The organism is Paraburkholderia elongata (assembly GCF_013177735.1).
Taxonomy (GTDB): domain Bacteria; phylum Pseudomonadota; class Gammaproteobacteria; order Burkholderiales; family Burkholderiaceae; genus Paraburkholderia; species Paraburkholderia elongata.
The window spans coordinates 1-26,101 of the sequence record NZ_WOEZ01000157.1 but is presented as its reverse complement, the minus strand read 5'-3'; the positions used below and the strand labels follow the sequence as shown (position 1 = coordinate 26,101).

General features: G+C 61.6%; 25 protein-coding genes and 7 pseudogenes. 12 read left to right on the top strand and 20 right to left on the bottom strand.

Features of this window, described 5'->3' with window-relative positions:
• The 3 genes from GNZ13_RS28130 to GNZ13_RS52790 all read right to left on the bottom strand — a co-directional run.
• Positions 1 to 978, bottom strand: a 978-nt coding sequence (locus tag GNZ13_RS28130; RefSeq protein ID WP_172170669.1) for an extracellular catalytic domain type 1 short-chain-length polyhydroxyalkanoate depolymerase, incomplete at its 3' end; no start/stop codon positions are given.
• 22 nt (positions 979 to 1,000) lie between these two features.
• Positions 1,001 to 1,441, bottom strand: a complete 441-nt coding sequence (locus GNZ13_RS28125; protein ID WP_172170663.1) for a CopG family transcriptional regulator — start codon at positions 1,439 to 1,441, stop codon at positions 1,001 to 1,003.
• Between the two features lie 973 nt (positions 1,442 to 2,414).
• Positions 2,415 to 2,738, bottom strand: coding sequence for a hypothetical protein (locus tag GNZ13_RS52790; protein ID WP_172170661.1), 324 nt, complete (start codon positions 2,736 to 2,738; stop codon positions 2,415 to 2,417).
• 84 nt (positions 2,739 to 2,822) lie between these two features.
• Here GNZ13_RS52790 and hfq (GNZ13_RS28115) point away from each other — a divergent pair, with 84 nt between their 5' ends.
• Positions 2,823 to 3,068 (top strand): RNA chaperone Hfq, encoded by a 246-nt coding sequence (gene hfq / locus GNZ13_RS28115; protein WP_216675052.1) that lies wholly within the window; start codon positions 2,823 to 2,825, stop codon positions 3,066 to 3,068.
• A 60-nt stretch (positions 3,069 to 3,128) separates the two neighbouring features.
• Here the strand turns inward: hfq (GNZ13_RS28115) and GNZ13_RS28110 are convergent, their stop codons facing one another.
• Positions 3,129 to 3,392 (bottom strand): helix-turn-helix domain-containing protein, encoded by a 264-nt coding sequence (locus tag GNZ13_RS28110; protein ID WP_172170659.1) that lies wholly within the window; start codon positions 3,390 to 3,392, stop codon positions 3,129 to 3,131.
• A 568-nt stretch (positions 3,393 to 3,960) separates the two neighbouring features.
• Between GNZ13_RS28110 and phaP the strand changes: the two genes are divergently transcribed.
• Entirely contained in the window at positions 3,961 to 4,542 is a 582-nt protein-coding gene (gene phaP / locus GNZ13_RS28105) for a TIGR01841 family phasin (protein WP_172170657.1), read from the top strand.
• A 190-nt stretch (positions 4,543 to 4,732) separates the two neighbouring features.
• Here phaP and GNZ13_RS52785 read toward each other — a convergent pair.
• Positions 4,733 to 5,066, bottom strand: a pseudogene (locus GNZ13_RS52785) (hypothetical protein); the annotation flags it as partial.
• Between the two features lie 102 nt (positions 5,067 to 5,168).
• Here GNZ13_RS52785 and GNZ13_RS28095 point away from each other — a divergent pair.
• The gene (locus tag GNZ13_RS28095; RefSeq protein WP_328807310.1) at positions 5,169 to 5,918 is read left to right on the top strand and encodes an ISAs1 family transposase; all 750 of its coding nucleotides are present in this window, start codon (positions 5,169 to 5,171) and stop codon (positions 5,916 to 5,918) included.
• An 89-nt stretch (positions 5,919 to 6,007) separates the two neighbouring features.
• Positions 6,008 to 6,433: a hypothetical protein gene (locus GNZ13_RS28090; protein ID WP_172170651.1), complete on the top strand. Its 426-nt coding sequence runs from the start codon at positions 6,008 to 6,010 to the stop codon at positions 6,431 to 6,433.
• A 14-nt stretch (positions 6,434 to 6,447) separates the two neighbouring features.
• Here GNZ13_RS28090 and GNZ13_RS28085 read toward each other — a convergent pair.
• The 6 genes and pseudogenes from GNZ13_RS28085 to GNZ13_RS28060 all read right to left on the bottom strand — a co-directional run bounded on the left by GNZ13_RS28085 (position 6,448) and on the right by GNZ13_RS28060 (position 12,392).
• Positions 6,448 to 9,515: pseudogene (locus GNZ13_RS28085) on the bottom strand (transglycosylase domain-containing protein).
• Positions 9,516 to 9,988: 473 nt separating this feature from the next.
• Positions 9,989 to 10,234 carry a hypothetical protein gene (locus GNZ13_RS28080; RefSeq protein ID WP_328807308.1) on the bottom strand — a complete coding sequence of 82 codons (246 nt, stop codon included), beginning with the start codon at positions 10,232 to 10,234 and terminating at the stop codon, positions 9,989 to 9,991.
• Positions 10,235 to 10,409: 175 nt separating this feature from the next.
• Positions 10,410 to 10,772, bottom strand: a complete 363-nt coding sequence (locus tag GNZ13_RS28075; protein ID WP_456238732.1) for an RES domain-containing protein — start codon at positions 10,770 to 10,772, stop codon at positions 10,410 to 10,412.
• Between the two features lie 118 nt (positions 10,773 to 10,890).
• Positions 10,891 to 11,254 (bottom strand): annotated as a pseudogene (locus tag GNZ13_RS28070) (SDR family NAD(P)-dependent oxidoreductase); the annotation flags it as partial.
• Between the two features lie 318 nt (positions 11,255 to 11,572).
• Positions 11,573 to 11,953, bottom strand: coding sequence for an MTH938/NDUFAF3 family protein (locus GNZ13_RS28065; protein ID WP_328807306.1), 381 nt, complete (start codon positions 11,951 to 11,953; stop codon positions 11,573 to 11,575).
• Between the two features lie 145 nt (positions 11,954 to 12,098).
• Complete coding sequence (locus GNZ13_RS28060; protein WP_172170647.1) at positions 12,099 to 12,392, bottom strand: hypothetical protein; 294 nt, start codon at positions 12,390 to 12,392, stop codon at positions 12,099 to 12,101.
• Between the two features lie 847 nt (positions 12,393 to 13,239).
• On the opposite strand from GNZ13_RS28060, the gene GNZ13_RS28055 reads away from it, so the two are divergent.
• The 3 genes from GNZ13_RS28055 (at position 13,240) to phaZ (ending at position 15,548) form a co-directional block, all read left to right on the top strand.
• Complete coding sequence (locus tag GNZ13_RS28055; RefSeq protein WP_172170645.1) at positions 13,240 to 13,485, top strand: hypothetical protein; 246 nt, start codon at positions 13,240 to 13,242, stop codon at positions 13,483 to 13,485.
• A 101-nt stretch (positions 13,486 to 13,586) separates the two neighbouring features.
• On the top strand, positions 13,587 to 13,745 hold the full coding sequence (locus tag GNZ13_RS28050) for a hypothetical protein (protein ID WP_172170643.1): 159 nt from the start codon (positions 13,587 to 13,589) through the stop codon (positions 13,743 to 13,745).
• A gap of 567 nt (positions 13,746 to 14,312) precedes the next feature.
• Entirely contained in the window at positions 14,313 to 15,548 is a 1,236-nt protein-coding gene (gene phaZ, locus GNZ13_RS28045) for a polyhydroxyalkanoate depolymerase (protein WP_172170641.1), read from the top strand.
• Between the two features lie 390 nt (positions 15,549 to 15,938).
• Here the strand turns inward: phaZ and GNZ13_RS28040 are convergent.
• Together GNZ13_RS28040 and GNZ13_RS28035 are read right to left on the bottom strand one after the other, a co-directional pair.
• Positions 15,939 to 16,644, bottom strand: a pseudogene (locus tag GNZ13_RS28040) (lysophospholipid acyltransferase family protein).
• Positions 16,645 to 16,860: 216 nt separating this feature from the next.
• Entirely contained in the window at positions 16,861 to 17,418 is a 558-nt protein-coding gene (locus GNZ13_RS28035; protein WP_172170639.1) for a Uma2 family endonuclease, read from the bottom strand.
• Positions 17,419 to 18,038: 620 nt separating this feature from the next.
• Here GNZ13_RS28035 and GNZ13_RS28030 point away from each other — a divergent pair.
• Positions 18,039 to 18,248 (top strand): hypothetical protein, encoded by a 210-nt coding sequence (locus GNZ13_RS28030; protein ID WP_172170637.1) that lies wholly within the window; start codon positions 18,039 to 18,041, stop codon positions 18,246 to 18,248.
• 76 nt (positions 18,249 to 18,324) lie between these two features.
• The gene (gene hfq / locus GNZ13_RS28025) at positions 18,325 to 18,606 is read left to right on the top strand and encodes an RNA chaperone Hfq (protein WP_172170635.1); all 282 of its coding nucleotides are present in this window, start codon (positions 18,325 to 18,327) and stop codon (positions 18,604 to 18,606) included.
• Between the two features lie 23 nt (positions 18,607 to 18,629).
• Here the strand turns inward: hfq (GNZ13_RS28025) and GNZ13_RS28020 are convergent, their stop codons facing one another.
• On the bottom strand, positions 18,630 to 18,893 hold the full coding sequence (locus GNZ13_RS28020; protein WP_172170633.1) for a helix-turn-helix domain-containing protein: 264 nt from the start codon (positions 18,891 to 18,893) through the stop codon (positions 18,630 to 18,632).
• Positions 18,894 to 19,318: 425 nt separating this feature from the next.
• Entirely contained in the window at positions 19,319 to 19,468 is a 150-nt protein-coding gene (locus GNZ13_RS28015; RefSeq protein WP_172170631.1) for a hypothetical protein, read from the bottom strand.
• Positions 19,469 to 19,719: 251 nt separating this feature from the next.
• Between GNZ13_RS28015 and GNZ13_RS28010 the strand changes: the two genes are divergently transcribed.
• Positions 19,720 to 20,292 carry a phasin family protein gene (locus GNZ13_RS28010; protein WP_172170629.1) on the top strand — a complete coding sequence of 191 codons (573 nt, stop codon included), beginning with the start codon at positions 19,720 to 19,722 and terminating at the stop codon, positions 20,290 to 20,292.
• 41 nt (positions 20,293 to 20,333) lie between these two features.
• Here the strand turns inward: GNZ13_RS28010 and GNZ13_RS28005 are convergent.
• From GNZ13_RS28005 to fusA, 5 genes and pseudogenes are all read right to left on the bottom strand, one after another.
• Positions 20,334 to 20,591: pseudogene (locus GNZ13_RS28005) on the bottom strand (transposase domain-containing protein); the annotation flags it as partial.
• A 49-nt stretch (positions 20,592 to 20,640) separates the two neighbouring features.
• Positions 20,641 to 21,365: pseudogene (locus tag GNZ13_RS28000) on the bottom strand (IS6 family transposase).
• Positions 21,366 to 21,515: 150 nt separating this feature from the next.
• Positions 21,516 to 21,737 carry a hypothetical protein gene (locus GNZ13_RS27995; protein ID WP_172170625.1) on the bottom strand — a complete coding sequence of 74 codons (222 nt, stop codon included), beginning with the start codon at positions 21,735 to 21,737 and terminating at the stop codon, positions 21,516 to 21,518.
• Positions 21,738 to 21,894: 157 nt separating this feature from the next.
• Positions 21,895 to 22,530, bottom strand: a complete 636-nt coding sequence (locus tag GNZ13_RS27990; protein WP_172170623.1) for a TIGR02466 family protein — start codon at positions 22,528 to 22,530, stop codon at positions 21,895 to 21,897.
• A 237-nt stretch (positions 22,531 to 22,767) separates the two neighbouring features.
• Positions 22,768 to 24,843 (bottom strand): elongation factor G, encoded by a 2,076-nt coding sequence (gene fusA, locus GNZ13_RS27985; protein WP_172170621.1) that lies wholly within the window; start codon positions 24,841 to 24,843, stop codon positions 22,768 to 22,770.
• A gap of 227 nt (positions 24,844 to 25,070) precedes the next feature.
• On the opposite strand from fusA, the gene GNZ13_RS27980 reads away from it, so the two are divergent.
• Complete coding sequence (locus GNZ13_RS27980) at positions 25,071 to 25,517, top strand: hypothetical protein (RefSeq protein ID WP_172170619.1); 447 nt, start codon at positions 25,071 to 25,073, stop codon at positions 25,515 to 25,517.
• 482 nt (positions 25,518 to 25,999) lie between these two features.
• A pseudogene (locus GNZ13_RS27975) lies at positions 26,000 to 26,101 on the top strand (IS6 family transposase); the annotation flags it as partial.

Here is a 26,101-nt window from a genome sequence, read left to right as displayed (position 1 = left end):
CCGCCGGGTGTATGACCGACCGCCGGGGACCTGCCCCTGCTGCGCAGTCGAGTCCGGCATCAACTGGTCGCCGCTGAAAGCGGCTACCAGTTCATCTCCGTTACACGGGTGCACCGTGGCGTCGGCATCCCCGTGGAACACAATCGACGGAATCTTCGTCGTCGGCGCCGCATGCACCGGTCGGCTGCGTCGCCTGCCTCGCCCAGCGGTGCCACCCTTCATTACCGCGAGTGCCGATGGTAGATTGTGCGCGGCACCCAGCGGGAGGCCGGAGTGCACGCCTACCGCCGCGTACAGTTCGGGATACGTGTCTGCCATCACTGCGGCCATGGCGCCACCCGCCGAGAGGCCCGCGACATAGACCCGCCGCGTGTCGACCTTGTACGTCTCGATCACTTGATTGGTGATGCCAGCGATGATCGACGGCTCGCCTTGTCCGCGTCGTTGGTGGCCCGGCTTGAACCAGTTCCAGCATTTCGAAACGTTCGCGCTCTGGCTTTGCGTCGGGTAGACAACGAAGCACGGCTGAGACTCAGCAAGCGCGTTCATCCTGGTCCCGGCGGCGAAGTCGCCGGCGTTCTGTGTGCAACCATGGAGCATCACTACCAACGGTAATGGCTGACCGTGGTAACCGCTGGACACATAGAGCTTGTACTCGCGGGTTCCGGCCGGGCCAGAAAACAAACGCGAGAGAACGTGCCCGCGGTCCTCGACGTCAACCGACGGTGCAGCTGGACCGGGCTCCGGATTTCGCCTCGCTTTGAAGATCGGGAAAGCGTCCGGCTGAATCAGCGGCGCACCGGCCAGGGCGTCAAGGACAGCGGCATAGTCTTCAGGCGCTCGCGCCTGCTGCTGCACCGTGGGCATCGCCCCACCCAACGCACGCTGGATCGCAGCGGTGGCTTCCAGAGGGCCCGCAGTCTGTAACAGGCGAGTCGCTTCGTACATCGCGGCAAGAAAATCTTCGTTCATCTTCATCATGAAGTCCGGTTGGGGCAATCTAATGGATTCGCCCGGCTAACGCAGCCTTGACTGCAGGGCTTGCGTGAAATGCGCCCAGCACGGTGATCGATTCGATCGTCGCGAGCGCGAGCTCAGCGGAGACGTCGTTGGCGATGCTGGCAAGTCCCAGCACCTGGATGATGAGTCTTTCGCCACGCGCCTTTGCCGCCTCAAGGTCCTGGAGCGAAAAGTGCTGAAGGCCTAACACCAGGGCGCGGCGCGATACGTTTTCGTGAAGGACCTGAGCGTGCAGCGATAACTGGTTACGAATCGCCGTACGGATCAGATCGGCCCGATTCGAGTAGAACCCTTCCTCGACCAGCAGGTCGATTTGGCCGAGGTCCACGGGGCCGAGATTGATCGTGATTTTCTCGGTTTCGCCGCCCCTGGGGCGAGGGTCACCGGTTCGGCCAGCGCGTATGTCAGTCACATTTGCCATCCAATTAACCTCCCACTGCCATCTGAGAGCCATCCCATGAGATGGTTATAGGCCGGCTTGCTCGACCGGTCAACCTCTTTTTGGGGTAATCGGGCGGGATTACGTGCCGAAGCGAACCGGCTCGCAACATCCGGATGGCGGTCCAACGTGCGTGTGCGGTCGTCTGAACGGTGTACCCGATGCCTCTGCTTTACCTGGAAAACCCGGCCGGCGGCAGTCGTGGCCCACTCGCACACGATGGAGAGTTTTTGATGTTGCCAATCCGTGTTCACGCGCCCGAGCCGCCCACGCCGCCCACGCCGCCCACGCCGCCGACCGATGATCCGATCATCCCATCGCCGTCACCCCCTTTGATCCGGAGCCCCGCATCCCTCCGGACCGTGACCCGGCTCGTCCCGAGTCACCAGCGACCGATCCGGATCCAGGCGAACCGCCGGACCGCGATCCGGACCCTCACGCCCCTCCCGACGGCGAGCCGGATGTTCCTCTTATTAGCGACCCGTCGACTCCCGCCCAGCCAATGGCCATGGGTGGGAGGCGGGCCGTTCAGTGATAGATCCAGGGCCGCCGACCCGACGGGCTCGCGGCATGCTCAGCGCAACGCCGACCGTTTTCCGTACCGCCACGCCCCAACCGGTGGTGTCGACCGTACCCGCCCAGACACCAACATTCCCGTCTCTGCTGTGGCCGGCGGCTGAGCTACGGTTTTCGAACAAACGGAGTGAATGCAGGTCCTGCGGAACGGGACCGAGGAGGAAATTGATGGCCAGCTTGACCCTCGCTGCGCTGACCCGCAGGCGTTGTCGTGATCGCCTCTTTAAAGGGCTTGAGTTTCATCGCCGCCGCCTGGACCGTGTCTCTTCGCGGATTCGATCGATACAAGCGTTCGATACGGGGGCCCGAACCCGATCTGCCGCAGCCCACCAGTTGCATCCGTTCCCGTCGTCGCGAAGGAAACACGCGACGTCCTCCGCTATCGACAAGCTGAGGCGGTCAGCTGGCAAACCGTCGCGTCGCCCTCTGCAGCGCAGACCGCTGCGTGTCTCGTTTCGTTGTCGCGGATGAACTCCCTGATGATCGGATAGATCTGAGTTCGCCAGCGTCGGCCCGCGAACACGCCGTAGCGGCCGACCCCGGTCTGCAGGTAATGGGCCTTCATACAAGACGGCACACTGCTGCACATGTCTTGCGCCGCTTCGGTCTGCCCGACCGCGCAAACGAACGCGTCTGCCACGCTGGCTGCCATCCGAAGCAAAGCCACCGTGTCGGCATAGGCTTGATAAGCTTGATAAAGCATGCGGCCATCGCAACAATAACGCTGTCAGTCACGCACCAGGTATCGCCGGTACAATCGAAGGACCTATCGCTTTGACCTCAGAACATGACTGCACGCCCATGCGTACAAGACGACTTTCTGCAGACGCTCGTAAAGGACAAGACCACCGTAAACGTGTTCCTCGTGAACGGCATCAGACTGAGTGGTCAACTGGCCGGCTTTGACCAGTTTGCAGTTCTGCTAGAGTCTGGTCCAGGCGTGCAGCTTGTTTTCAAACATGCCATTTCGACCGTGATGCCGGTCAATGGCAGGGGGCCCGGCACGCGACCCGACCAACGCGCCGATGAGTAGCGACAAGCCGAACCACTTGCGAGCTCGCGTCCGATGAGAACTGCCATGACATGCTGTGGCCTACGCTTCATCTGCGCATAGCCACGCGAGGTCCACGTGGAGAAGTTCAGAAAGGCGCTCACAATCCGTACTCTTCGGAACGGTAACTCCCGCGCGCCAAAGGGTCACGTCGCGTTCCGGTACGCCGAGCGACCTGGCCACCCGGCTGGAAGTAACCTTCGCGCGCTTGATGGTCATGTCCAGCCGTGCTGCGAAGGCCCGCCTGGAACTGTTGTTTTCGAGAGTGCTTTCCAGCTGTGCATCCAAATTCAGACGACGATTCATGGCGTGCAATGCTCCATGTGACTCCATCCCGACCAGACCTATGTGTTTCAATCTACGAAGGTATGACGCGGCACCCCCGCTCCGGTTTGGCATCACCCGCTTTTGTCGCCAGCGGGTCGAGGAAGTTCCACTGGCGGAATACGGGCTTGCCTGGAAACAGAGGGCCGTACTGTTCCGCGACTTCGTCACACATCGCGATGATGACCGCCGTGCGAAAACGCCATCACAACGAGGGGCGCAGTCGAATCCGGTGGGTCGCTGCGAGGAAAAGCACTTCTTCCAAAAGTGCCCCGTGATAGGCCGATTCAATTGGCATCCCAACCGACACCGTCCTGTAATGGAATCTTCGACGTTTTGCAGCCCCTACATCTGTCGACGCCCGGAGAGCACCATCGCGCAGCCCGACGCTGAGGAAGTTGGACAGGCAATCGCTGCTGAGACCAATACGACTGCGGAGGCAGGTTCGAAAATGTACGCCGAGACGGTGACTTCCAGACGACGCGCTTCATCACTTGGTCACCGTTGCCGAACATGCTGAGTGTTGGACAGACGTCTTCAGGAGACGAACATGACTGATTTTCAGGGGCAAGTTGCTGTAGCCCAACAAGCAAATCTTGGCTTCTTCTTTGGCTTGGCCGGCAAAATGCTGGAAGGCGGGGAAAAGCTCGTCAGACTGAATCTGGATATGGCGAAAACGACGTTCGCCGATTGGTACCAACGCATGCAAGACGGGCTGACGAAAAAGGAGGGACAGGAAGTTACTGGCTTGCAAAACGCGCTGGCGCTGCCCTCGGCGGAGAAGGTCCTGACGTACGAACGTCAGGTTGCCGAGATTGCGTCGACCACGCAAACGCAGCTGGCAGAGGTCGTCAATGCCCAGTACCAAGAGGTCAACCGCCAGGTTCAATGGTTCGTCGAGAATGTCGCGCAAAACGCCCCGGTCGGCTCCGAAGCCGCAATCGCGTTTCTGAAACAAGGTTTTTCGCTCGCCAACACCGCCTACGAAAACGTGCAAAAAGCCACGAAGCAGGCAGTCGATGTCGCGCAAAGGAGCCTGAGCGCCGCAACGGGAGCCGCATCGGAGGCGACCGAAGCGGCTGACCAGGCAGTCGAGAAAGCGGCAAAAGCGGCGAAGGCGGCGAAGCAATAATGTGGAGAGCCCCTGAACGTTGAGCCCGCGTGGTCGCACGGCATCGCGAACTTATGCGTTTAGCCACGCTGTGACTTGGCCGTTAGCGTGCGCGGTACGAGATGAGCTTGCTGGAGTTCCAGCACGCCGAACGCACAACCAGTGCCGTTCGTGTTAGGTCACCCCTCCCGCCGTCATTTTCATGGTCGTGGTGCCAGTCGCCTCCCGGGCCGCCGCCGTCATGGTCGTGGCCCCCATCACCTCGAAGCCCACCGCGATAGTCTCGCGCGTCATGCCATTCCCGTTCACCCCGGTGGCGCTCTTCCCACTCCCGATGTTCCCAATAACGGCGCCCGTCATAGTACCTGTCGCCATACCAGCCCGGACTAATGACAACAGCAGTGGGAGGTTCGACGTACACCGGTGGCGGCGGAGCATAAACCGGCTCGGGCGCATACACAGCCCCCGGGGATGCCAATGTTGACTCCAACATCGACATGCGCGAGGGCGACGGACGATACGCGCACGCCGAGGCCGGCTACCAATTATGAGATTACAGACATCGGGCTGTTTGCAGCGATTCGTGCCGTGTAAACGAGTTTTGACGCTCCGGCCCTGTATGTTGTGCCGACCCGCGATTCTCGCTCATACGCTGTGCTACTCTCCCGGCATTTCCGCGCTATGAGCTGGAAAAGTCAAACGAGATCACTGCCATTGAGGCTTTGCTGCCAGTCCTGTCGCTCAAGGGCAGCCTGGTAACCATAGACGCCATCGGCACTCAGGTGGCCATCGCCCAGGAGATCACTGAGCGCGGCGGCGACTATCTGCTGGTCGCCAAGGATAATCAACCCGGTCTGGCTCAAGCCGTTGAAGACTATATGCGAACCGGCAAAGCCCACGATTGGGCGCACATAAATCCATCGATCTCCGAGACACTGGATAAAGGACATGGTCGCCTTGAAGCCCGCCACTGCGTCGCAGTGGCGGCGCCGGACTATCTCAGCGAACTGCATCGCTGGCCCAAGCTTAAGAGCCTGGTGCGCATTGAGCGCACGCGCGACATCGCTGGCCAGGTCAGTTCACAGACGCAGTACCTGATCAGTTCCGCCGCACCCGACGCCAGATACTTGCTTGAGGCGAGCCGCATGCACTGGGCCATCGAGAATGGATTGCATCATTGCCTTGACGTGACTTTCCGCGAGGACGCCAGCACCGTGCGCCTGCGCAACGCGACGGCCAATCTTGCCACCTTGCGCCGCATCACTTTGAATTTGCTGCGCATGCGGCCCGAATCCGGCAAGAAAAAGCGCAGCATGGCCGCACGTCGCAAGGTCGCGGGCTGGAATCCCGACTACTTATTCGAGTTACTCGAGCTCACGCCACTGCCGAGAATTTGATGCTCCGGCCCTGGTCACGCACCATCGACAGCGCAAACTAATATGGTTTGCATATCTAACTTGCGTTTCCGATAACCACGCAGGGCATCGTGCTCGCGCAGGCCGCCACCGACGAACTTCGGCGTCAGCATGTGCTGTTGCCGCCGGTCGCAGCGCTCGAAAAGCTGTGTGCGGCTGTCGCCACGCGCGCACAGCGCGAGGTGCACCGGCTGCTGACCGCGCCGTTGACGGCCGAGCAGCGCATGTCGCTCGATCAGCTTCTGTCGTTGCTGACCGATTGGCCCATTAGCAAGCTGGCCTGGTTGCGACAATCGCCGGGCGAGCCCAGCGCAATGCCGTGCTGGCTCATATCGAGCGCTTGCAGACCATTCGCGCGCTCGGCCTGTCTCCGGACATTGGCCGCAATATTCATCAGAACCGGCTGTTGCGTCTGGCGCGTGAGGGCCGACAAGCCGCTGTCTACCAACTCGAAGGGCATCCCATTCGCGATGGAGATTGGATTCGCGGGTGAATAATGACCGCGCCGTAGCTATTCCCCGCCCCCCGTCGAAGACAGGATCGCTGAATGCTCATCGCCATCGAGCAACGGCTGCAGTGCGGGCGCCAGCGACTTCAGCAGCTGCACCGACAATGCACTCGTGAAAGCGTAGCGCGCCGCATAGGGCTCGTGCGCATAGGCGGTCAGCGTGCCAAAGAAGCGATCGCCGATCACGAAGACGAACGTCGCGCTCCGGTTGACCTTGCGCGACTCGATCAGGCGTGCGCCGCGGGCGAACACATTGAAGCGCTGGTCGCCCGTTCCGGTCTTGCCATACACGTCGAGCGTCTGTCCGTCAGGGAACGTCATGCCGGCCGCAAGACGCCTCGCCGTGCCGCCGAGCACCACGTCGCGCAACAGGCCATGCACCACATCGACAATCTCCGGCGACAACGCCGTGCGCGGCGTCGTCGCCGCCCGCGTGAAATGCGTCTCATAGGGCGTGCCCTTCGCGAACTCGAGTTCGGCAAAGGTCTGCGTCGGCAGCATCTTGCCGCCGTTCGCAATCGTGCCGACGAGCTGTGCGAGCGCGACCGGCCGGTCGCCCGACGCACCGATCGCCGCTGCGTACGACGGCGTGAGCGTCGCGAACGGGTAGCCCAGCGCGCGCCACGATTTGCCGATTTCGGCGAAAGCCTGCAAATCCACCATACGTTTGATGCGCCGATCCTGCGTCGCGTGGTAGCGGGTCTTGAAGAGCCACGAATATGCGGTGAAACGCACGGCGCGGCTCGCCTCCTGCAACTGGCTCCCGGTCGCGAGCGGATAATCCCGCAGGTAGTTGACCGTCCACAGTTCGAGCGGATGAACGCTCGCGATATAGCCGCGATCGTTCAAATTGAATCTGTCGACGCCGTACTTCGTGTAGAGCTTCGCGAGATCGTCCGACGACAGCGTTGCCACGGGCGTGCGCTTCAGCGCGGCGCCCATCTGCGCGTCGAACCACGCCTGCGGCTCATCCGGCGCCACGCTGCGCAATACGGTCGCGACCTTCGGCGGCGACTTGCGCACGTCAGACAGCAGGACGGCGAGCGCTGCGTCGGCTGTCTTGCCGCGATACTTCGTGTAGAACCGATGCATATACACGCGGCTTTCCTGATCGGCAAAACGCGTGAGATAAGCACGGCGTGTGGCCGGATCGTCGAGCCATTGCAACGTCGGTCCTGCGGTCTGGACCATCTCGTAGTGCACGATGTCGCGCATCAGCCGCACAAACACCAGATTCACCGAATGCTGAAACGCGTGGTGCACGGTGAGGATGCGGCCGTTGTCGCTCGCTTCGAAGTTATTGAACGTCTGTGCGCCGCCGCCCGTGTAGAAGGTCTCGCCGGGACTCGCCGAATACTTGCGCTCGACCGCCGCATCGAGCATCGCGCTCAGCGAGCGATCCGAGGTGTGCGACAGGTAATCGAGCGCCCAGCGCGTCAACATATCCTGCCTGTCGGGCTTCACATCGTGCAGTTGCGCCACGCTCATCGACGCATAACGCGCATGCAGCGCGGAGACGATCTGCAGGTATGTGATCAGCGTGCGCAGCTTGGCGGTCGAGCCGAGGTTCAGGCGTGCGCCCTGATTGATGTCGAACGGCTGGTTCACGCTGTCGGTCTGGACCCGCACGAGGTTCGCCCCGTCGCGGCGCTCGAACAGCGTGAAGCTGTAGGCGATCTTCGATGGATCGTCCTGCGTGCGCAGCATTTCGAAGCCGTACAGGCCGGCCGCCTGCGCGCCCTCGCGCGTGGCGGCGCTCGCGAGCCTTTCGCTGACCGCCTGCTGGACCCGGTTGTCGAGTGTGGCGGTCGCCGTCAGATCGAGCCGGTCGAGGTCGTAGAAGCCCGATACGCCGAGCGTGGTGAGCAGATGCGCACGCAGCGCGGTGACGGCCTTGCGCGTCACGAACGACACCGGCGGGCGTACAGTGGGTGCGCGTTCCAGTTCGAGCGGCACCGCCAGCGCGGCGTCGCGCAGCGATATCGAAATGACCCCGTTGGCGGCCAGGAGGCGCAGATAGCTGTCCGTCAGGCGATCGAGTTCCATGCTCCCGGAACGCAGGAAACGCGACGGCGCGCGCTGCGCGATCATCAGCGACAACGCCTGCTTGAACGCGAGCGCCTGCGCGCCGAGCGATTCGGCAGAAGCCGGCGCGTTCAGGATGCGGTTGACCTCGTCGAAGTCGCGTCCGTACCATGCCGCGAGACCATCGCCCATGCCGCTGATTTCGCCGACGCCGGGCTTCGCGGCGAGCGGCACCGAGTTGAGATAGCGCACGACGATCTGCCGGCGCGCGGGTAGCGTCTGCGGTCCGCCGAGATAGGCGCGCACGGACGCCGAGGCGATTTGCCGCAGCTTCTCCGGCGGCGTCGCGGTGCGGCCGCCCGGCGAGTGGCGGAATTTTTCGATCTGCGTGGCGAGCGTGCTGCCGCCCGGCGTCGGCTGATGCCGGTCGATCACGTGCATGCCCTGATCGAACAGCGCACGGCTGAAACGGCCCCAGTCGATGGCCGGATTGCGGTTCGGCTGCTCCGGGTCGAGCAGGTAGCGGTCTTCGATGAAGAGCAGCGCGTTGACGACGAGCGGCGGAATCGCGTCGAAGCGGTCGTAGACGCGGTCCGGATACCGCGCGCTGAACAGCAGTGTGCCGCTCGCGTCGCGCAGCAGCAGTCCGGCCTGATCCTTTTCGTCGTACGGCAGGAACAGGCCGTCGTCTGCCAGTGACGCCATCCTGGCGGAATCGCGCGCCTGCGAGGCGACCGCAAAACCGCGCGCGGTGAGGCGTTGTTCGAAGGACGGCAGCGACGCGTAGCCGAGACGCACGTCGTACGGACCGCTCGCGGGAAACCGGATGCTGTTGCTCGCGCCGTCGTCGACGGTAAAAGCGATATCGCGCCCCAGTTCGGACAGATAGCGTGCCTGCAGCCGGGAAGTCCCGATTTCAATCTGCACGAGGCGCGCCGCGATCACCAGCGCAACCGAAAAGCGGCCAGCAACAGCCACTTGAGCCATCGCCAGACCGGCACGACGCCGATCGCACGAAGGGGAAATCGAACTGGCGGCCGATTCATGGCGGCGTCTCCCCGACAGCTGCCAAACTGCAAAAAATGCACCCGCCAGTAGTCTAGCGTGGAACACGGCGACTGAGCGTTCGGGCGTACCCGACAGTGCTGGTTTTGGGGTGCCGTCAGGGGATTCGGAGATTTCCGTCCGCCAGAGGTCCGGAAAGCCCAGTCCCATAAGGCTCGGCACTATCTCGGCTTCCGGACGTTCAGCCGGGAATTGTCGCCCAATGCCAAGTCATGGATGCTGTTGATTGTGCGGTGCGGCTAACGTACGTGTCCGTCCGAATCCTGTGTCCACCCTTTTTATGCCCAACCCCACATACAGCGGCTGGAGGCGAACCGGTGCACGCGACAGCTGGGCACAATCTTCCGGGGTGTACACGATTCTCTCACGCCGGATTGGCCACGCCGCCTCGGTCGGCACGGCCGGAAGCGGCTGAAACTGCGTGGCGGCGAGCGGCCATCCGGCGGGCTTTGGCTCAGTCGCGATCGGCAGCATCGGGATGGTTCTCGCCTGGCAATTCGGCGCCGTGCGCACGGATCGCGGCGATCAATTCGGCCGGCGTGATCTCATAGCGCACCTCGCGGTGGATGCCAGGTTTGCGCGAATCGACGTCGATCAGCAGCAGGCTCTTGCCATCGGGCGTGGCTTCGAGCCGCACGGTGCGCCGCACGCTCGCGGTGAGCGCGTCGCTGTCGGTCAACAGATGGACGGTGCCGTCCACGCGCCGTTGTGAGAGGGTGTCATCGGGCAAAGCTCCTGAAAAGGCTCACCGGCGGCGCCTGCAAAAGCTCACCGTTCGAGTGGCCACGTTACCCTGTAGCCGGATAGGGGATTGCGGCGGACGTGCGCTCATCCTTGAGGCAAAAGGGAGTCGCAATTATCCTTGTTCAAGCGCGTCACCGCCACGAGTCCTGGTTTTTGGGTAGCGCCCCCGACGGATCGAACACCTCGATGACATCATCGGCATCGAACCGATCCACGTACAGGACCAGGTTCACACCGGGCGCCGCGATTGTCGACGGGAACAGGATTCCCTTTGCTCCCGCGGCAATGGCCTCGTCACCCAGCACCCAGCTCGGCGGCTCGATGCGCTCGTTGAACCAGAGTTGGCGCCAATCGCAGAAGAACTCTTCCCACAGGGGCGCCCAGACAGCGCTACGAAAGCCTTGCCTGAAATCGACGACTGGCGCGACAGTCACCTGGTAGCTTACCAGTGTGCCAGGCGGCAGTCGCGTCGACGTCCCGATCCGGCGACACACGAAAGTCAAAGCCGAGGCGAATCCATTCGATCCAGCTTGGGAAAGCTACTTCGAAGAACGTCACGGTTTTAAAATGCCCAACAACCTTGCCGCGTCATGCGTGGCTGCTGGGAGCGGGGATGCGGCCCCAGCCACGCTCGACCATGCCGTCGCACAGCGGCTTCGTCATGTTGAACACCGAGTCGAGGTTGTTCCGGATCACCGCGTCCCAGTCGACCTTGTCCAGCTTCCTGAAGCTCGCGTCGCGCGTAATGCCCGCATTGTTCTGTCGACCGGGCCGACCTCGTTCATGACTTTCTACGCACAGTGCTGGCAGGAGTCGTAGTCAGCCACATCGACCGCATAGGCGTGGAATGGACGATAAGCAGCGGCCACCCGCGCGAGCCAGCGCTCGACGCACGCATTGTTCGGCGAATGGGTGACCACCACCGTGAACCCGCATCATGGAGCTTGACGCTGATGGCTTCGCCCAGTCCGCCTATTCCGCCCCTCACCAAAGCCAGCGTTTCGACATGGTTCGATCTCCTCCCGAGGGGTTAATGGTCAACGATGTTCGGTGACGGCCCCGTCACCTGTCGATTGCAGGTGGGGCAGTCCTTCGGGTGCGAAAACAGGATGGCCCATACGTGAACTGGCGATGGAAGGCGAGCAGTTTTCGGCACGTCGTGTCGTTGAGGACTGGCCCAACGTCGACGGATCGGATTTCGAGACGGCTGACCGCGTGACCCGTGATGGACGGGCTCGCCTGACATGCTAAATGCTGCTCAGTTTCAATGTAAATTGATACCACGCCAAATGGCCTAGCACGTGACATGCAGGATGGCATTGGCCTGGTCAGGGTGCTCCTTCAGATTGGCGATGGCCTCTGCTGTCGGCAGGATGACCAGTTTGACTTGCCGACGCTCGGCCTCGTGCTTCACCTCTTCCATTACCGGTAACGCCCCGGTGCCGGTGCCAATCACCAGCCGCCGGCATTTCCAGGGTATGTCCTCCGCCACTGACAGCGGTGTGTGCCCAAAGGTCTCGCGGAACGCCTTGGATGGATTCTTCTTGCGTTTGCGAACCTGCCCGTGGTCGATCACCACGTCATGCTGGTAGGTGACGCCATCAATACGGATGGAACCAAAGGAAAATGCTTCGAAGCGCATGCCCATCTCCGCCGCTTTTGTGCTGGTAGCCACTCATTGCGCCAAGACCCAACAGAGTGGTCGTGCAACACAATCATTATAGGTTGGAGGCAGCGTTGCGCGAATGTGTCCCGTCGGCGGTCACCAGGGGTAAGCAAGCGCTTCGTGAAGCGCCGACAGATGGCTCGGCTTCCGGTTGTCATTCCCGAAAACTCGTCGTTGCTGATGCTGTTGCTCGTTTTTGGCAGTCTGTCGTCGACACGCAGGTGCCGGGCAGGTGCGACGTGCGGCCGAACTGTCCGGCGATCACGGGGTCTTCCGGCAGCGGCTGCCCTGTATCGAGCCAGCCGAACTCCTTGGCAACGCGCCTCACAGAGGTGAGCTTCTTGCGACCTGTCAGCCGGGCGCGTGCGATGTCTGAGTTGGATTCGCCTTGCCGCATGCAGACAAGTACCTGGCGGTACTCAAACAATTCGAACCCCTGGTTGGGCATGGGCGCTCCGCTCAACAGAGCGAAGCGTACCCAGTTCGGAAAGTCCGAACCGCGTTCTGCCACACGTCGCAGGTGACGCCTATACGCCGATCCTGTGCTGGCGCCTATGCGCCGCCGATCATCAAGTGGCTCCTTCTTCCATACGGCGATCCGCGACAACTGTGCTCTGGCGGCTAGTTCGCCAAAACGGCCCCAAATGACTCGAACTCGTTCTGACATGCCTTCCTCCGCTCGTGGTTGAGAGCGAATACGAATATGCGCCTTCAGCTTGACGTCGCAACGCGTAGACCAGCTACGCAGAGCGCATTCGGCCGACGTCAAGCCGAGGGCGTGGCGAAAAGTCAGTTATCGTCTGATCGGACTGGCGGACGCTCATGCGGTACCGGCTCGTCTTTATCTGCGTCCAGTGCAGATGATTCGGTCTGCGGCGCCGCGCCTGGGAGCGGCTTGTCTCGCGTCGCAGGCTCATCACGGAGTTCGGGCGCATCAATGACAAGGTGGCGTGGTTCATACACATGAAATTCCCGGCCTTCGGGCCAAGCCATGTTAACCACCGGCACCACAGTCCAGCGGCCGAGTCGTCCGGCACGCCATCAGATGGACGGATCTTCATCAATGGGCCGCGATAGTCGCGGCTGCTGACCTCCAAGGCTCCGCAACGAACAGGAAATGGTGGCTCGGCAGGTTTTGTGGCGGGGTCTGACGGCATCGCGTTCTCCCGATGACTGGGGAAAATCCCCACCACTACACTGAACATCCGGCGTGGCTTGCGCGCGGAACCGCAGGACCACCAGCCGCGCATGGGTGGCAGATGCCACGATGGCTGAAAATCGCTGCGGAGGTTTCAATGCAAAGCCCCGCTCTGTTCCACGTGCTTCTCGACCACCTCGAAGCGAACGGCACCCAGCCTATCGACATTCAGCGGTTCGTCGACCGGTGGCACCGACTTCGATCGCACGACGCGTTTCCGTGCCCGGTCTGCTACCTCGCCGGCGAGGAGCAGCCGCTCGCAGCATTGCCGGCGCAAGGTAACGTCGAGCCATTCAAATGCCCAGGTTGCCGGACGCAGTTCGACGTGCCAATCGACGGGTAACACCACGCGTTCCGAAATGAAAGGGACAACGCAAAACGCCGGTTTCCACGAGCGCATCGCCTAAAATGCAAGCATGCTGGCGACCTGGCAAGGAGGCTGCCATGGCCGGGTCGATGACGGGGGTGCTGTTTGGGATGATCACGCTGATCATGGCTGCGATATCGGTAGCAGAGCACTACAGACACGCACACCCCAGGAATCAGCAATTCCGCTGGCTGGACACGCATCCCATGCGGGACTGGCTGCACCATAAGCGTTGATGGCGCAGCCAGAGTTGAAAGCCCCGCTGAAGGCGGGGCGACCTGGCCAGACTGCATCACTCGCGGCGGGTTTCTCAATGGTGATGCACCTTCACCTCGTCGCATACCCGATGATGATCATCGTGGTCGTCTGCTTATGCCGGTGCAATAGCGCCGAGGGTAACGGCGGCGGCTACGGGGGCGAGAAGGACTTTCGTCATGGCATTTCCGGTTCGTTGCGGCGCCTTGGAGGTCAGCAGCCGCGACTATCGCGGCCCCTTGATGAAGATCCCTGCTCATCACGGAGTTCGGCGGCATCAATGACAAGGTGGCGTGGTTCATACACATGAAATTCCCGGCCTTCGGGCCAAGCCATGTTAACCACCGGCACCATAGTCCGGCGGCCGTGTCGTCCAGCACGCCATCAGATGGACGCTCCTTTCGAGCCGAAAACGCGACGCCGTGTCTCTTGCGGCAGGTCAACATTTTCGCGGCGTGCTGATCGTCGTCAACCGCGTTTCGTTCCCGTTTCTCCGATGACCCTCCGGCCTCGACGGGGGACGGAACGGGACGCACGCAGGAGACAGCATGTGGTATGCGTGGCTTGAAGCGCAGCGTGGCCTGATGCAGTCGCTCAGCAACTGGGCGATGCGCGGATGCGATGCCTGGACATCGCCAGCGATGCCTTGCATGCCCGTCGCCGCTGCCGGCTATGACTGGCTGTACCGGCTGGTTCGACCGACCCCCGCGCCACCGCCGTTCGGCATCGCGGCGGTGACGGTCGGCGACCGGTCGGTACCCGTGGTCGAACAGGTGGTCGACAGCACGCCGTTTTGCGCGCTGCGGCAATTCACGCGCGCGCCGGCGCCCGTTGCACCCAGGCGCGGTCAAAGCCGCACGGCGCCACCGGACATCTTCCTCTGCGCGCCGCTCGCGGGACACCACGCGGTCATGCTGCGCGAGACCGTCGAAACACTGCTGCAGGACGGCGATGTGTACGTCACCGACTGGGCCAACGCCCGTGACGTGCCGCTTGCCGCAGGCCGCTTCGGACTCGACGACTATGTGCTCGCGGTCGAACGCTTTCTGCGAAAGCTGGGCGGTGCGCACACGCACGTTATCGCCGTCTGCCAGGCCACCGCGCCGACCCTTGCGGCTGCGGCATTGCTGGCGAGGGCTGGCGAAGTCCCGCCGCTCAGCCTGACGCTGGTGGGCGGGCCGATCGACACGCGCCTCAACCCGACCGCCGTCGACCGCCTGGCGCAAAGCCACCGCCTCGACTGGTTTCGCGACACGGTGATCGATACCGTTCCGCCCCGCTATGCCGGTTCAGGCCGCCGGGTCTGTCCGGGCTTCATCCAGCACGCGGCGATCGTCGCCGCGCATCCGCACCGCCAGTTGGCACTCGAATCGCGCTACTGGTCGAGCCGCCTCTCAGCCGATGCGACGGCGATCGCGAACAGCCTGCGTGCACTGAACGAATACGCCGCGATCCTCGACATGGCCGAAGACTATCTGCTCGACACGATCCGCGTGATCTTTCAGGAACAGCACCTCGCCCATGGGGAATGGCGCGTCGGTGGACGCCGTGTGCAGCCGCCGGATCTCGCATCCACGGCGCTTTGCACCGTTGAGGGCGACCGCGACGACATTACCGGCGCGGGCCAGACGCATGCCGCTCACACGCTGTGCAGTGCGATCCCGGTACAGAAGCGCTGCCGTTGGACGATACCGGATTGCGACCACTACGACCTGTTCACCGGCCCGAGGTGGCACGAGGTGATTCACCCCGCCGTGGTCCGGTTCTGGGCGTCGGTGCGCTGACCGGGGTGCCCTTCCTTGTAGGTAAGTCAATCTCTGCCCTCGTCGCAAGCGAACCGCAAGGATTGCAGAGGGAAATGGGGGTAGCGGTAATCGTACTTTTCATCCGAAATCTAGCGGTTTGCAAGCTACTGATTTCACGGAAACCTCCCCGCCGCAGCGTACGGCCCAAATCGCGTAGTCGGAGAGCCTTACTGGAGGAGGCTTCTCACGCGATGACCGCCAGATTTCGCATGAAAAGTACGATCACCCGTATTTCCGCACACTGAAGTCGTCCGCGGTCAGCACTATCCGCTCGCCGACGCGCGCAAGCATCTTCTCCGCCGGGTAGCGCGAGTAACCCACACGTCCGTTTGCCGGTCCTGCGCAAGTGCATCGCTGATACAGCGGCCGTCAGAGTGTCAGCAATGCTGACTTCATCCAGTCGTGAACTGTGCTGCCCAATTCCTGTTGCGACGTGTCTTGGGATGAGAATGCGGGACCAACGATTACCTCGATGTGCCCCGTCAGGCCATCCCTTCGCTGGCCAGACTTTTCCGGCGTTGTGAACAACAGGGACAACCGGTACGCCAGTCGCGCAGGCCAGACGAATGCCGCCCGACGTCAGTCTAAACGGCGCGCCGTGTGACACCCGGGCGCCTTCCGGGAATATGACTACGACCTCACCCTTTGCCAGCCGCTCGGCAAATTGCCGTGTCACTGCCCGGTAGACCTGGCGCGGCGAGCCACGATTCAGTCTGACCACGTCGAGGCCACGCAGCACCCATCCGAAGATGGGAATCCGCAAGAGGTCATCCTTGAACACAAAGCTGATGCGTCGTGGAAACAACGCGAGGAATGCAAGTGTCTCCCATGTGGATTCGTGACGGCACAAGATTATTGAAGGCCCTTCCGGAAAGTACTCGAGGCCTTCCACCGAGCATGTGATGCCGGGTAGCCAGCGCATCACGACAGCCGTTGCGCGGCACCACTGCACTGCAAGCCAATAGCGGCCGGACCTTCCGACGAAGGTGAATAACACCAGTATCACTATCGAGTACAACGTCCCGCTGCCGAGCAGGTAGGCAATGAATAGCCATTTGATGAAGGTGGAGCGCATGTTGAACCGGGAGAAATGGGTGTGGACCCGGCGATATGGAGCCGTATAGGGTCGCCAAAAATCTGGTCAGTCTGCGCGTTGCGTTACCAGCGGCCTATTTCACACCCGATGAACGGCTTCGTTGAACGATGGTTGCACATATTCAAACGAACTAGCCGCTGCGCTGAACGGTTCATGACGTTCGCTCGACGTGAACCTCATGTGAACGCCTTGTTCTCAACAACGAACGTTGCCGATGGAAGGCGCGCCTCGTTCTTCGAAGTACATGGCGTCAAGAGGCAGTTCTATTCCGAAAGTCGAAGCTTGCCGCCGACCTCCGGCTCCCCAGAACTCAACCTTTCCGGACTGGCCGACGACAATGACTTCGGTTGCGCCGCCCTCCAGATAGCTTGTTATCCGGCGGTCGATGTCGTGCGCCCTGTCGCTATCGAGCAGCACCTCAACGCAAAGGTCCGGGACGAACGGCACCGGGTCGTCGCGGTCGAAACTTTCCCACCTGTCGCACGGCATCCAGACGACGTCTGGGACCCTGATGCCAAATGACGGGGTCGTAATGGGCATCGACATGGCGGCAAGGTGACCAATCTGCTCGGTCAGGTGACAGTAGACATCCGTGAGCACTATCTGGCGCCTGGCTGACGGGGAAGGATTCAGTATCGCTTCGCCGAGTTCGTCTAGCTCATATCGGTGGCGCCCGGCAGGTTCTACCTCCGGAATGAGGCGATGCCACGCGGCGAGCAGTTCGTAGCGGTCCAGAAGAGCAGGCGTGCCCATAGTCGTCTCGCGGGGAAGTCACCCGAGCGTAAACCCTCGCCTAGCGGCTTGACAATTACTATATATTTGTGCGCCGCACAAATTGCAACTGTGCTAATCAGCATCCGGCAACCAATTGTTGCGCATCGGCGGCCTCACCCGATGCGCTCCATCCCCTACCGTGCAGGCAATCGCGGTCTAATGCTCACGTGGTTTCTCAGATTTATTGTGCAGTGCGGTCGCAGTACAACATGAGGACCGCAATTCGGCCTCACAATCAGATGCTTTATGATGTCAGGCAAACCATTGACTGCAAGGTGCGCCCCCGGGCCGCACCACGAATGCCTTGCGCCCGCCAAAGGTTGCGTTGGGCCCCGAACACACGGACGCTGGCGGCGCCCAACTGGCCAATCCGTAACCCTTTTGGGCGTGCGAGCCGCGAACCTTGGAATACGAGCGCTGGCTCTACCCAGACCTGCCCGACCTGCCCGGATGTTATGCGTCCCTCATAGGCAGAGACATCAAAAGTTCCTTGCGGCCCGGCCAGCAGGTTCGACGGGCGAGACAGGCCAGGCGTAGCCAAAGCCTTGGCGCAGGTCCGTTCAGCATGCGCTCTACCGGCTGACGAGAGGAGGTCCAACATGAAACTTGACGACGCCACTTTCCGACGATTGCGCCGTCTCGCTCCGGTTCTCGATGACGTACTCAACGCAGGTGAGGTCGAGCACGCAGACCAGGCCGTGGACCTGGCTTCACTTGCTCAGTCATGCTCACAGTTGTTCGACGCGTACCACGACCAGCACCCGGGCGAGATTGCGCAAGCGCGACTCGACGCCCTCGAGTCGCAGTAACACACTCCCTCGGGACTGGCGGCGGCTTCAGGTATCGCCGGTACAATCGAAGGACTTATCGCTTTGACCTCAGAGCATGACCACACGCCCATGCGTACAAGACGACTTTCTGCAGACGCTCGTAAACGACAAGACCACCGTAAACGTGTTCCTCGTGAACGGCATCAGACTGAGTGGTCAATTGGCCGGCTTTGACCAGTTTGCAGTTCTGCTGGAATCTGGTCCAGGCGTGCAACTTGTTTTCAAACATGCCATTTCGACCGTGATGCCGGCCAATGGCACGGGCCCGGCACGGAACCCGACCGAGGTGCCTATGAGTCGAGACAAGCCGAACCACTTGCGAGCTCGCGGCCGATGAGAACTGCCATGACATGCTGTGGCCTACGCTTGACCTGCGCATAGCCACGCGACGTCCACGTCGAGAAGTGCAGAAAGGCGCTCACAATCCGTACTCTTCGGAACGGTGACCCCGGCGCGCCAAAGGGTCACGTCGCGTTCCGGTACGCCGAGCGACCTGGCCACCCGACTGGAAGTAACCTTTGCGCGTTTGATGGTCATGTCCAGGCGTGCCGCGAAGGCCCGCCTGGAACTGTTGTTTTCGAGAGTGCTTTCCAGCTGTGCATCCAAATTCAGACGACGATTCATGGCGTGCAATGCTCCATGTGACTTCATCCCGACCAGACCTATGTGTTTCAATCGACGAAGGTATGACGCGGCACCAAAGCCGATGCTTGCAGTCGAATGCTAGCGCCCGGACAGGCGTGTCGTTCGCGTGAGCTTCACTGCATCGAAACGCCCCTTGCTGCACGTCGTCTCCGCTCCGCAATGAGCCAACGTTCAGTCGGTGGCAATCGACAAGGATGCCGTTTCCGCTAGCGCGTTCACGGCCAGAAGTCACTCCCCGCTTTCTTCGAGTGAAGTGGGAACGCAATAAAAACGCTCGCGCGACGAAGAATCCGTCGGAAAACTCGCTCGAAGGCCCGCTCCTGTCCGGCGTCACCCGTTTTTGTCGCCAGCGGGTCGAGGAAGTTCCACTGGCAGAATGCAGATTTGCCTGGCAACAGAGGGACTTACTGTTCCGCGAGTTCGTCACGCATCGCGATGATGACCGCCGGACGGAAGCGCCATCGCAATGAAAGGCGCAGACGAATCCAGTAGGCCGCGGCGAGGAAAAACGCTTCTTCACAAAGTGCCCGGTGATAGGCCGATTCAATTGGCATCCCAACCGTCACCGTCCTGTAATGGAATCTTCGTCGTTTGCAGCTCCTACATCTGTCGAAGCTCGGAGAGCAGCGTCGCGCAGCCCAACGCTGCGGAAGTTGTACAGGCAATCGCTGCTGCGACCAATACGCCTGCGGAGACAGCTTCGAAAATGTACGTCGACACGGTGGCTTCCAGACGACGCGCTTCATCACCTGGTCACCGTTGCCGAACATGCTGAGCGTTGGACATATGTCTTCAGGAGACGAACATGACTGATTTTCAGGGGCAAGTTGCTGTAGCCCAACAAGCAAATCTTGACTTCTTCTTTGGCCTGGCCGGCAAAATGCTGGAAGGCGAGGAAAAGCTCGTCAGACTGAATCTGGATATGGCGAAAACGACGTTTGCCGATTGGTACCAACGCATGCAAGACGGGCTGACGAAAAAGGAAGGACAGGAAGTTACTGGCTTGCAAAACGCGCTGGCGCTGCCCTCGGCGGAGAAGGTCCTGACGTACGAACGTCAGGTTGCCGAGATTGCGTCGACCATGCAAACGCAGCTGGCAGAGGTTGTCGATGCCCGGTACCAGGAGGTCAACCGCCAGGTTCAAAGGTTCGTCGAGAATGTCGCGCAAAACGCCCCGGTCGGCTCCGAAGCCGTAATCGCATTTCTGAAACAAGTCATTACGCTCGCCAACACCGCCCAAGAAAGCGTGCACAAAGCCGCGAAGCAGACAGCCGATTTCGCGCAAAGCAGCCTGGACGCCGCAACGAAAGCCGCATCGGAGGTGACCGAAGCGGCTGACCAGGCAGTCGAGAAAGCGGCGAAGGCGGCGAAGCATTAAATTGGAGAAACGCTGTAAGTGATCCATCAAACCCAGGCTGTTCAGGGCGTCATCTCACTGGCTAAATCCTGGCGATGGAGACTCCACGGCAACAACGCTTCGATGGCCTCGACGGACTGAGCCGCCGGCAATTCGCGCAGGACCCGGCGCAGCCAGGTGTACGGCTCGAGGCCGTTGGCGCGAGCCGTCTCGATGCGCGAGTAGATCACGGCGCTCGCGTGTGCGCCGGCCGGTGTATCGCAGAACATCCAGCGGCGCCTCCCCACGGCGAAGGGACGAATGCTGTTTTCGGCACTGTCAAGTTGACGAGCGTAGGCTACGTGTCTGGCTAAAGAGTAGTTATCCTTATCAGATAACTCGATTGGCTGCGGTTGAGACAGTCCATTCTTGCCATGTGGCGAGGCGTTCTTTTAGTATGGCGCGATGACATGCCGCGTTCATCTGATGTCTGGGCAACGCGAAGTGCTGCCGGATCGGGCCGAAGCATGAGAGAAACGCCTGCGTGCGACGCGCGTCGCGAAAGCCGCACATCTGGCGTTCGCGCCTGCGGGTTGGCTGGTGGCTATTCTCGGCGCGGTTGTTCACGCGAGCAGCCGCTTTGACAAAGACGTGCTTTACCTGAGCGAGTTCAGGAATATCAACCTTCGCCGCCGGATAACTGCGCAGTTGATCGGTAACGGCGCGGCACCGGGTTTGATCGCAGCACCCGCCGGAAGAATCGCTTGGCCGCGGCCTTGTCGCGTCGCTTCTGCACCAGCACGTCGAGTTCAGCACCATGCTCATCGATCGCTCGCCACAATAGATGCGGCTCACCGCGCAGCGTCACGAACATTTCGTCCAGATGCACATGTGCTGGCCGGCTTGCGCCGCGCCGTCGCGCACTGAGCGAATTTGGTGCCGAACTTGTCGCACCAGCAACGGATCGTTTCGTACGTGACCATGACACCACGCTCAAGCAACAACTCCTCGATGTCGCGCAGGCTCAGGCTGAACCGGAAATACCAGCGAACCGCGCAGCTGATGACGACGGCGGTGAAGCGGTGGCCGTGATAAAGGGAATTTCTCTTCTTCATCACTTCATTCTACCGCCGCCTGTCCACCAACCTGACACTGCCTTCTCGAGGGATCCTGGCATGAAGGAACGCCCTATTCTTTCCAGTGGCGCGTTAGTGCATGCGCTGCCCGACGGTCAAGCGACGGACTATCGAAGATGTGCCGCAGGATCAGGATGTGCGTCCAGCACTAACCTGGCGGTCAATTGCTGTCCTCATACGATCAAACGACGCATCGAATGCATTTTCCAGACTGCGGAAGCGGCCTGCGGCGATGCCGTCAATCGGCACGTTGATCCGGTTTGCCGGCGTGGTCTCCCTGATCCATTGCATGGCGACGTAGAACCCGTTGGTCGAGTCCCCGCTGACACCGGAAGTCATCTCGAAACCCATGTACTCGTAGCTGCGCTTATCTTCCGTGAACTCGACTCCTATTGTCCCGGAGAAGTCCCAGCATGAGGGAACGCCCAATCATTTTCAGCGGAGCCATGGTGCGCGCAGTGTCACCCATTAACGTCACCGCCCGATATCTACAGGGCCGGGCTGGCACTTAGTCCTGGCCCCATAGCGGCAGGCTCATGGTCGTGTCGTAAGCGGTGAACATGACATTGAAACTAACGCTGATGCGCGAGCGGGCGTTCGTGTTCACTGACACCGAATGTGGCAGCCAGGCGGTAAACACGAGCAAGGTGCCGTCGCTCACCGTCACCACCGCCTGGTCGGTGTTGTACGCCGTCAATTCGGTGACCGGCGGACGAATGATGGCAGTCTGAGGGCGCGGATCGTGGAAATTGATCGTGTCTGTTCCTGCCTGCGTTTGCAGATAGTAGACGCCGCTCAGGAAATTGTTGGGATGGCTGTGCGTGGCGTGTGCCGCACCTGGACCCAGCACGTTGACCCAGCACCCCGTGATGCGGAACGGGGCATCGGCTATCTTGATAAACGCGACCACGTTGTGCACGGCTGCATCGATGCGAGTGATCAGCGCAGCAAATTCGGGCATCTGATGTTGTTTGTGCCCGGATTGCCAAGTGGCACCTGTGCGTGTTCCGCTACCAGCGCGCATCAAGGTTTCGACATACGCCAGCGGATCCCGGTTAAGTGGTTCATAGCACGCTGGTTCGAGGCGGCTCTGGCACACGAAGGTTGGGAACAGGCGTACGACGTCCGGAGTTGGGGGCTGCACGACCGTTTGCGCGATGCGTTGACAAGGGAACACAGATCTGTACTATAGCCGCGAAGTCAGCATGCTGCAGACGGCCGGACGCCTCATAACAGGTGGGCATGGTTCAAACGAGGGTTACACACGAAGCGCGGGATGACGCTGCCCAAACGGATCCCGGTCGCCTGCGTGTGACCCAAAAACGGCGGGTTTCGAACCGCGCCGGCAGGCGCTGAATTCGACCGATGAACGTTCCGCCGTTTAATTCCGGGACGGCACGTCTGCCACCTCAAGCTCGACCTCGGCATAGTGGTCGAACTCCATGGAATACAGCCCGCGGCCCTGGGTGACCGAGCGCAATTCAGTAACGTAGCCGAACATTTCGGCGAGAGGCACTTGGCCGGCAATCGCTTCCACACCGCCCGGGCGCGGCGCCACCGCTTCAATCTCGGCGCGGCGGGCGCCGAGCTGCGCCAGCGCGGCCCCGGTGTACTCAGTCGGGACCAGCACCTCGATGCGGAACATCGGTTCAAGCAGCACCATCCGCCCCTTGCCGAACGCCGCGCGGCATGCCTGGATGGCCGCGGCGCGGTAAGCGAATTCGCTCGAATCGACGGAATGGCTGGAACCGCCTTCGAGACGCACCTCGAGGTCGGTGACGGGATAGCCTGCCAGCGCTCCGATTTCGGCGGCATCGCGCACACCCTGCTCCACCGCCGGGATGAACTGGCGCGGCACAGCCCCGCCGGTGATTGCGTTTTCGAAGCGCATGCCCGAGCCGCGCGCGCCGGGGTGCAGCGAAAGAATCACATGGCCGTATTGGCCATGCCCGCCAGTCTGGTGGACGAAACGCCCCTCCTCAGCCGCCACTTCGCGCGTGATGGTTTCCTTGTAGGCCACGCGCGGCCGCCCCATTTTCGCTGCTACACCGTATTCGCGCTCCAACCTGTCCAGCAAGATTTCGAGGTGGAGTTCGCCCATGGCGGCAATCAGCAACTGGCCGCTGTCTTCATCGAGGCTCAGTTGCAGGGTCGGATCCTCGTCGGTCAACTGGCGTAACGCCTCGGCCATGCGGCCATGCTCGGCGAGCGTTTTCGGTTCTACCGTGGCCCGCAGGACCGGCTCCGGGAAAGTGATCGTTTCCAGCGTTACCGGGTGTTCCGCGTGGCACAGCGTATCGCCCGTATAGGTCTGATTCAGGCCGAGAAACGCACCGATTTCCCCGGCATGCAACGCCTCGACGTTTTCGCGGTGATTGGCATACATGCGCAACAGGCGCCCGGCCCGCTCCTTGCGGTTACGGGTGGCATTGTGCAACGTCATGCCGGCGCTGACCATGCCCGAATAGATGCGCGCATAGGCCAGGTGGCCGACGTAGGGATCGTTGACGATCTTGAAGACCAGCGCCGCGAGCGGTTCTTCGTCGCGCGGCGCGAGGCAGATCGTGAGGCCGCTGTCGGGATCGGTCCCCTGTACCTCGCCGATATCGAGCGGTGACGGCAGAAAATCGACCACGCAGTCCAGCAGCGGTTGCACGCCGATGTCCCGTAACGCGGCGCCACAGCAAACCGGAAACAGGCGATTGGCGAGCGTGGCACGGCGCAGCGCCGCGCGCAACGGCTCCGTCCCGATGTCGCCGCCGGTCACGTAAAGCGAGAGCAGTTCATCGTCAGCCTCGGCGACGGACTCGATCAGGCGCTGCCGCGCGGCCTCGGCCGCCGCACGATATTCAGCCGGTATGGGACCGCATTCCGGCTTGCCCTCCTGCGCAGCCCCCCAGCGCAGCGCCTGCATCGACAGCAGATCGACCTCGCCTTCGAACGCCGCTTCGTGGCCGACAGGCATTTGCAGGCACGCCACCGGCGCACCGAGGCGCTCACGCACGCTGGCCACCGCGCGCTCGAAGTCGGCCCCGATGCGATCCATTTTGTTGATGAAGCACAGCCGCGGCACCCGGTAGCGATCGGCCTGCCGCCATACCGTCTCGCTTTGCGGCTGTACGCCGTGCACGGCATCGAATACCACCACGGCGCCATCCAGCACCCGTAGCGAGCGCTGCACTTCGGCGGTGAAATCGATATGGCCCGGGGTATCGATCAGGTTGATCATGCAGTCGCGCCACCGCGCGCTGATGGCCGCCGCCACGATCGTGATCCCCCGTTCGCGCTCCTGGGCCATCCAGTCGGTCACCGTCGTGCCGCTGTCGACCGAACCCAGGCGATGGGTGCGTCCCGTGTGAAAGAGAATCCGGTCGGTAATGGTGGTCTTGCCAGCGTCGATGTGAGCAATGACGCCGATGTTGCGGATGCCGGCGATCGGCGCGGGGGTTGCAGCCACAGGTCATCTCCTAGTACGACTGTGTTAACAAATGTTCGTCTCGTCGACCGCAGCATGGGCACCTTTCGAAGCAAGCCAGCAGGGCTACGGCGAGTTCCAATCGCAACGTGGCGATGGAATCTGCTACATGACGCTGCTTATGCAGGGGCGCCCCGGGGCCGGAAGCAGCGCAAAAATCCCGCGGGATACCAACGAACGCCGCAACGCGGCCCGTCTCGCCCCACCCGATGGATGCTGAACTGGCCGACAGAATCCGGCAGGCAGCGATCAAACTCTACGCCAGCCTCGAGCGACAGGTGAGGGTTTCCAGGAGCCACATCGGACGCGCAGCTAACCTGAGTCACGTCGTATGTGCACGATCGGCATACCCGCGCTGCAACGGGGTGCGCGACGAGTTGGCCGAAACGCAATGGCATTTCTGCGCGCGCCGGTATGTGTGGACGCGCATGCAGTGTCAGGACACCTCGTCCGGATCGAAATTCTGGCTCCGTTCCGGCATCGGCTACTACCAGTTCGTCGAATTGCACGCCTGGTTCAAGGCAAAGGCGCCGGCGCAGTTGCCGCACATGCGCGAAGGCCAGATCGTGGCCTTGCTGCAAAAGCACGGGGTCAATCTGAAATGGAAAGGGCGTCTCCCGACAGGGCGTCGATCAAAGCCGGACGCTCCTACGTGAAGAGAGTCCGTGATGATGAAGGCCACCAGCCAAGCTCGCAACCACAACAGCCCAATAAGCGTCCGGCCACAACACTGCCCACGCACGAACATCAAGCGAGGAGGCGCGCGTGACACATCCCCGATCCGATGTTGCAAATATGTTTGTCCTCAACCGATGCCTTCGGCTCCCACGTCCGCCGTACCAGTTCCCGCAAGAGCGGATGCAGGACTAACATATTTGTAAGAGCAATCGATTGACGGTCTGAAACGAGCGGTCACGATAAGGAGAGCTGTCAAGCGCGGCCACCAACCGTCCTCAGGACTACCCGTGATTTCGCGGCCGATCGCGGTGCCGATCAGATCCCGACGGCATTGTCACGTTGCCTGGGCGGTCGCGTAAGATAGGGCGATGAAGAATGCAAAATCGCTTTATCACGGTCATCGCTTTCCGGCTGCAGTTATCAGCTGCTCGTCAAGCATGTCTTTGTCAAGGCCAGTGCCCGCCTAAACAATCGTGCCGAAAATAGCCATCAGCCTACGCGTGAACGCGAGCGCCGCATGCGTGGCTTCCGCGATCCCAACCGTACGCAGGCGTTCCTGTCG

Bases quoted from the DNA above. Each gene is read 5' to 3' on its own strand.
- GNZ13_RS28050 (WP_172170643.1), top strand. From the start codon at position 13,587: ATGGCCGGGTCGATGACGGGGGTGCTGTTTGGGATGATCACGCTGATC.
- GNZ13_RS28110 (WP_172170659.1), bottom strand. From the start codon at position 3,392: ATGAATCGTCGTCTGAATTTGGATGCACAGCTGGAAAGCACTCTCGAA.
- GNZ13_RS28125 (WP_172170663.1), bottom strand. From the start codon at position 1,441: ATGGCAAATGTGACTGACATACGCGCTGGCCGAACCGGTGACCCTCGC.
- phaP (WP_172170657.1), top strand. From the start codon at position 3,961: ATGACTGATTTTCAGGGGCAAGTTGCTGTAGCCCAACAAGCAAATCTT.
- GNZ13_RS28030 (WP_172170637.1), top strand. From the start codon at position 18,039: ATGAAACTTGACGACGCCACTTTCCGACGATTGCGCCGTCTCGCTCCG.
- GNZ13_RS28035 (WP_172170639.1), bottom strand. From the start codon at position 17,418: ATGGGCACGCCTGCTCTTCTGGACCGCTACGAACTGCTCGCCGCGTGG.
- GNZ13_RS27980 (WP_172170619.1), top strand. From the start codon at position 25,071: ATGGATGCTGAACTGGCCGACAGAATCCGGCAGGCAGCGATCAAACTC.
- GNZ13_RS52790 (WP_172170661.1), bottom strand. From the start codon at position 2,738: ATGCTTTATCAAGCTTATCAAGCCTATGCCGACACGGTGGCTTTGCTT.
- GNZ13_RS28060 (WP_172170647.1), bottom strand. From the start codon at position 12,392: ATGCCCAACCAGGGGTTCGAATTGTTTGAGTACCGCCAGGTACTTGTC.
- hfq (WP_216675052.1), top strand. From the start codon at position 2,823: ATGACTGCACGCCCATGCGTACAAGACGACTTTCTGCAGACGCTCGTA.
- hfq (WP_172170635.1), top strand. From the start codon at position 18,325: ATGACCACACGCCCATGCGTACAAGACGACTTTCTGCAGACGCTCGTA.
- phaZ (WP_172170641.1), top strand. From the start codon at position 14,313: ATGTGGTATGCGTGGCTTGAAGCGCAGCGTGGCCTGATGCAGTCGCTC.
- GNZ13_RS27995 (WP_172170625.1), bottom strand. From the start codon at position 21,737: ATGGGTTTCGAGATGACTTCCGGTGTCAGCGGGGACTCGACCAACGGG.
- GNZ13_RS28020 (WP_172170633.1), bottom strand. From the start codon at position 18,893: ATGAATCGTCGTCTGAATTTGGATGCACAGCTGGAAAGCACTCTCGAA.
- GNZ13_RS28015 (WP_172170631.1), bottom strand. From the start codon at position 19,468: ATGCCAATTGAATCGGCCTATCACCGGGCACTTTGTGAAGAAGCGTTT.
- GNZ13_RS28010 (WP_172170629.1), top strand. From the start codon at position 19,720: ATGACTGATTTTCAGGGGCAAGTTGCTGTAGCCCAACAAGCAAATCTT.
- GNZ13_RS28055 (WP_172170645.1), top strand. From the start codon at position 13,240: ATGCAAAGCCCCGCTCTGTTCCACGTGCTTCTCGACCACCTCGAAGCG.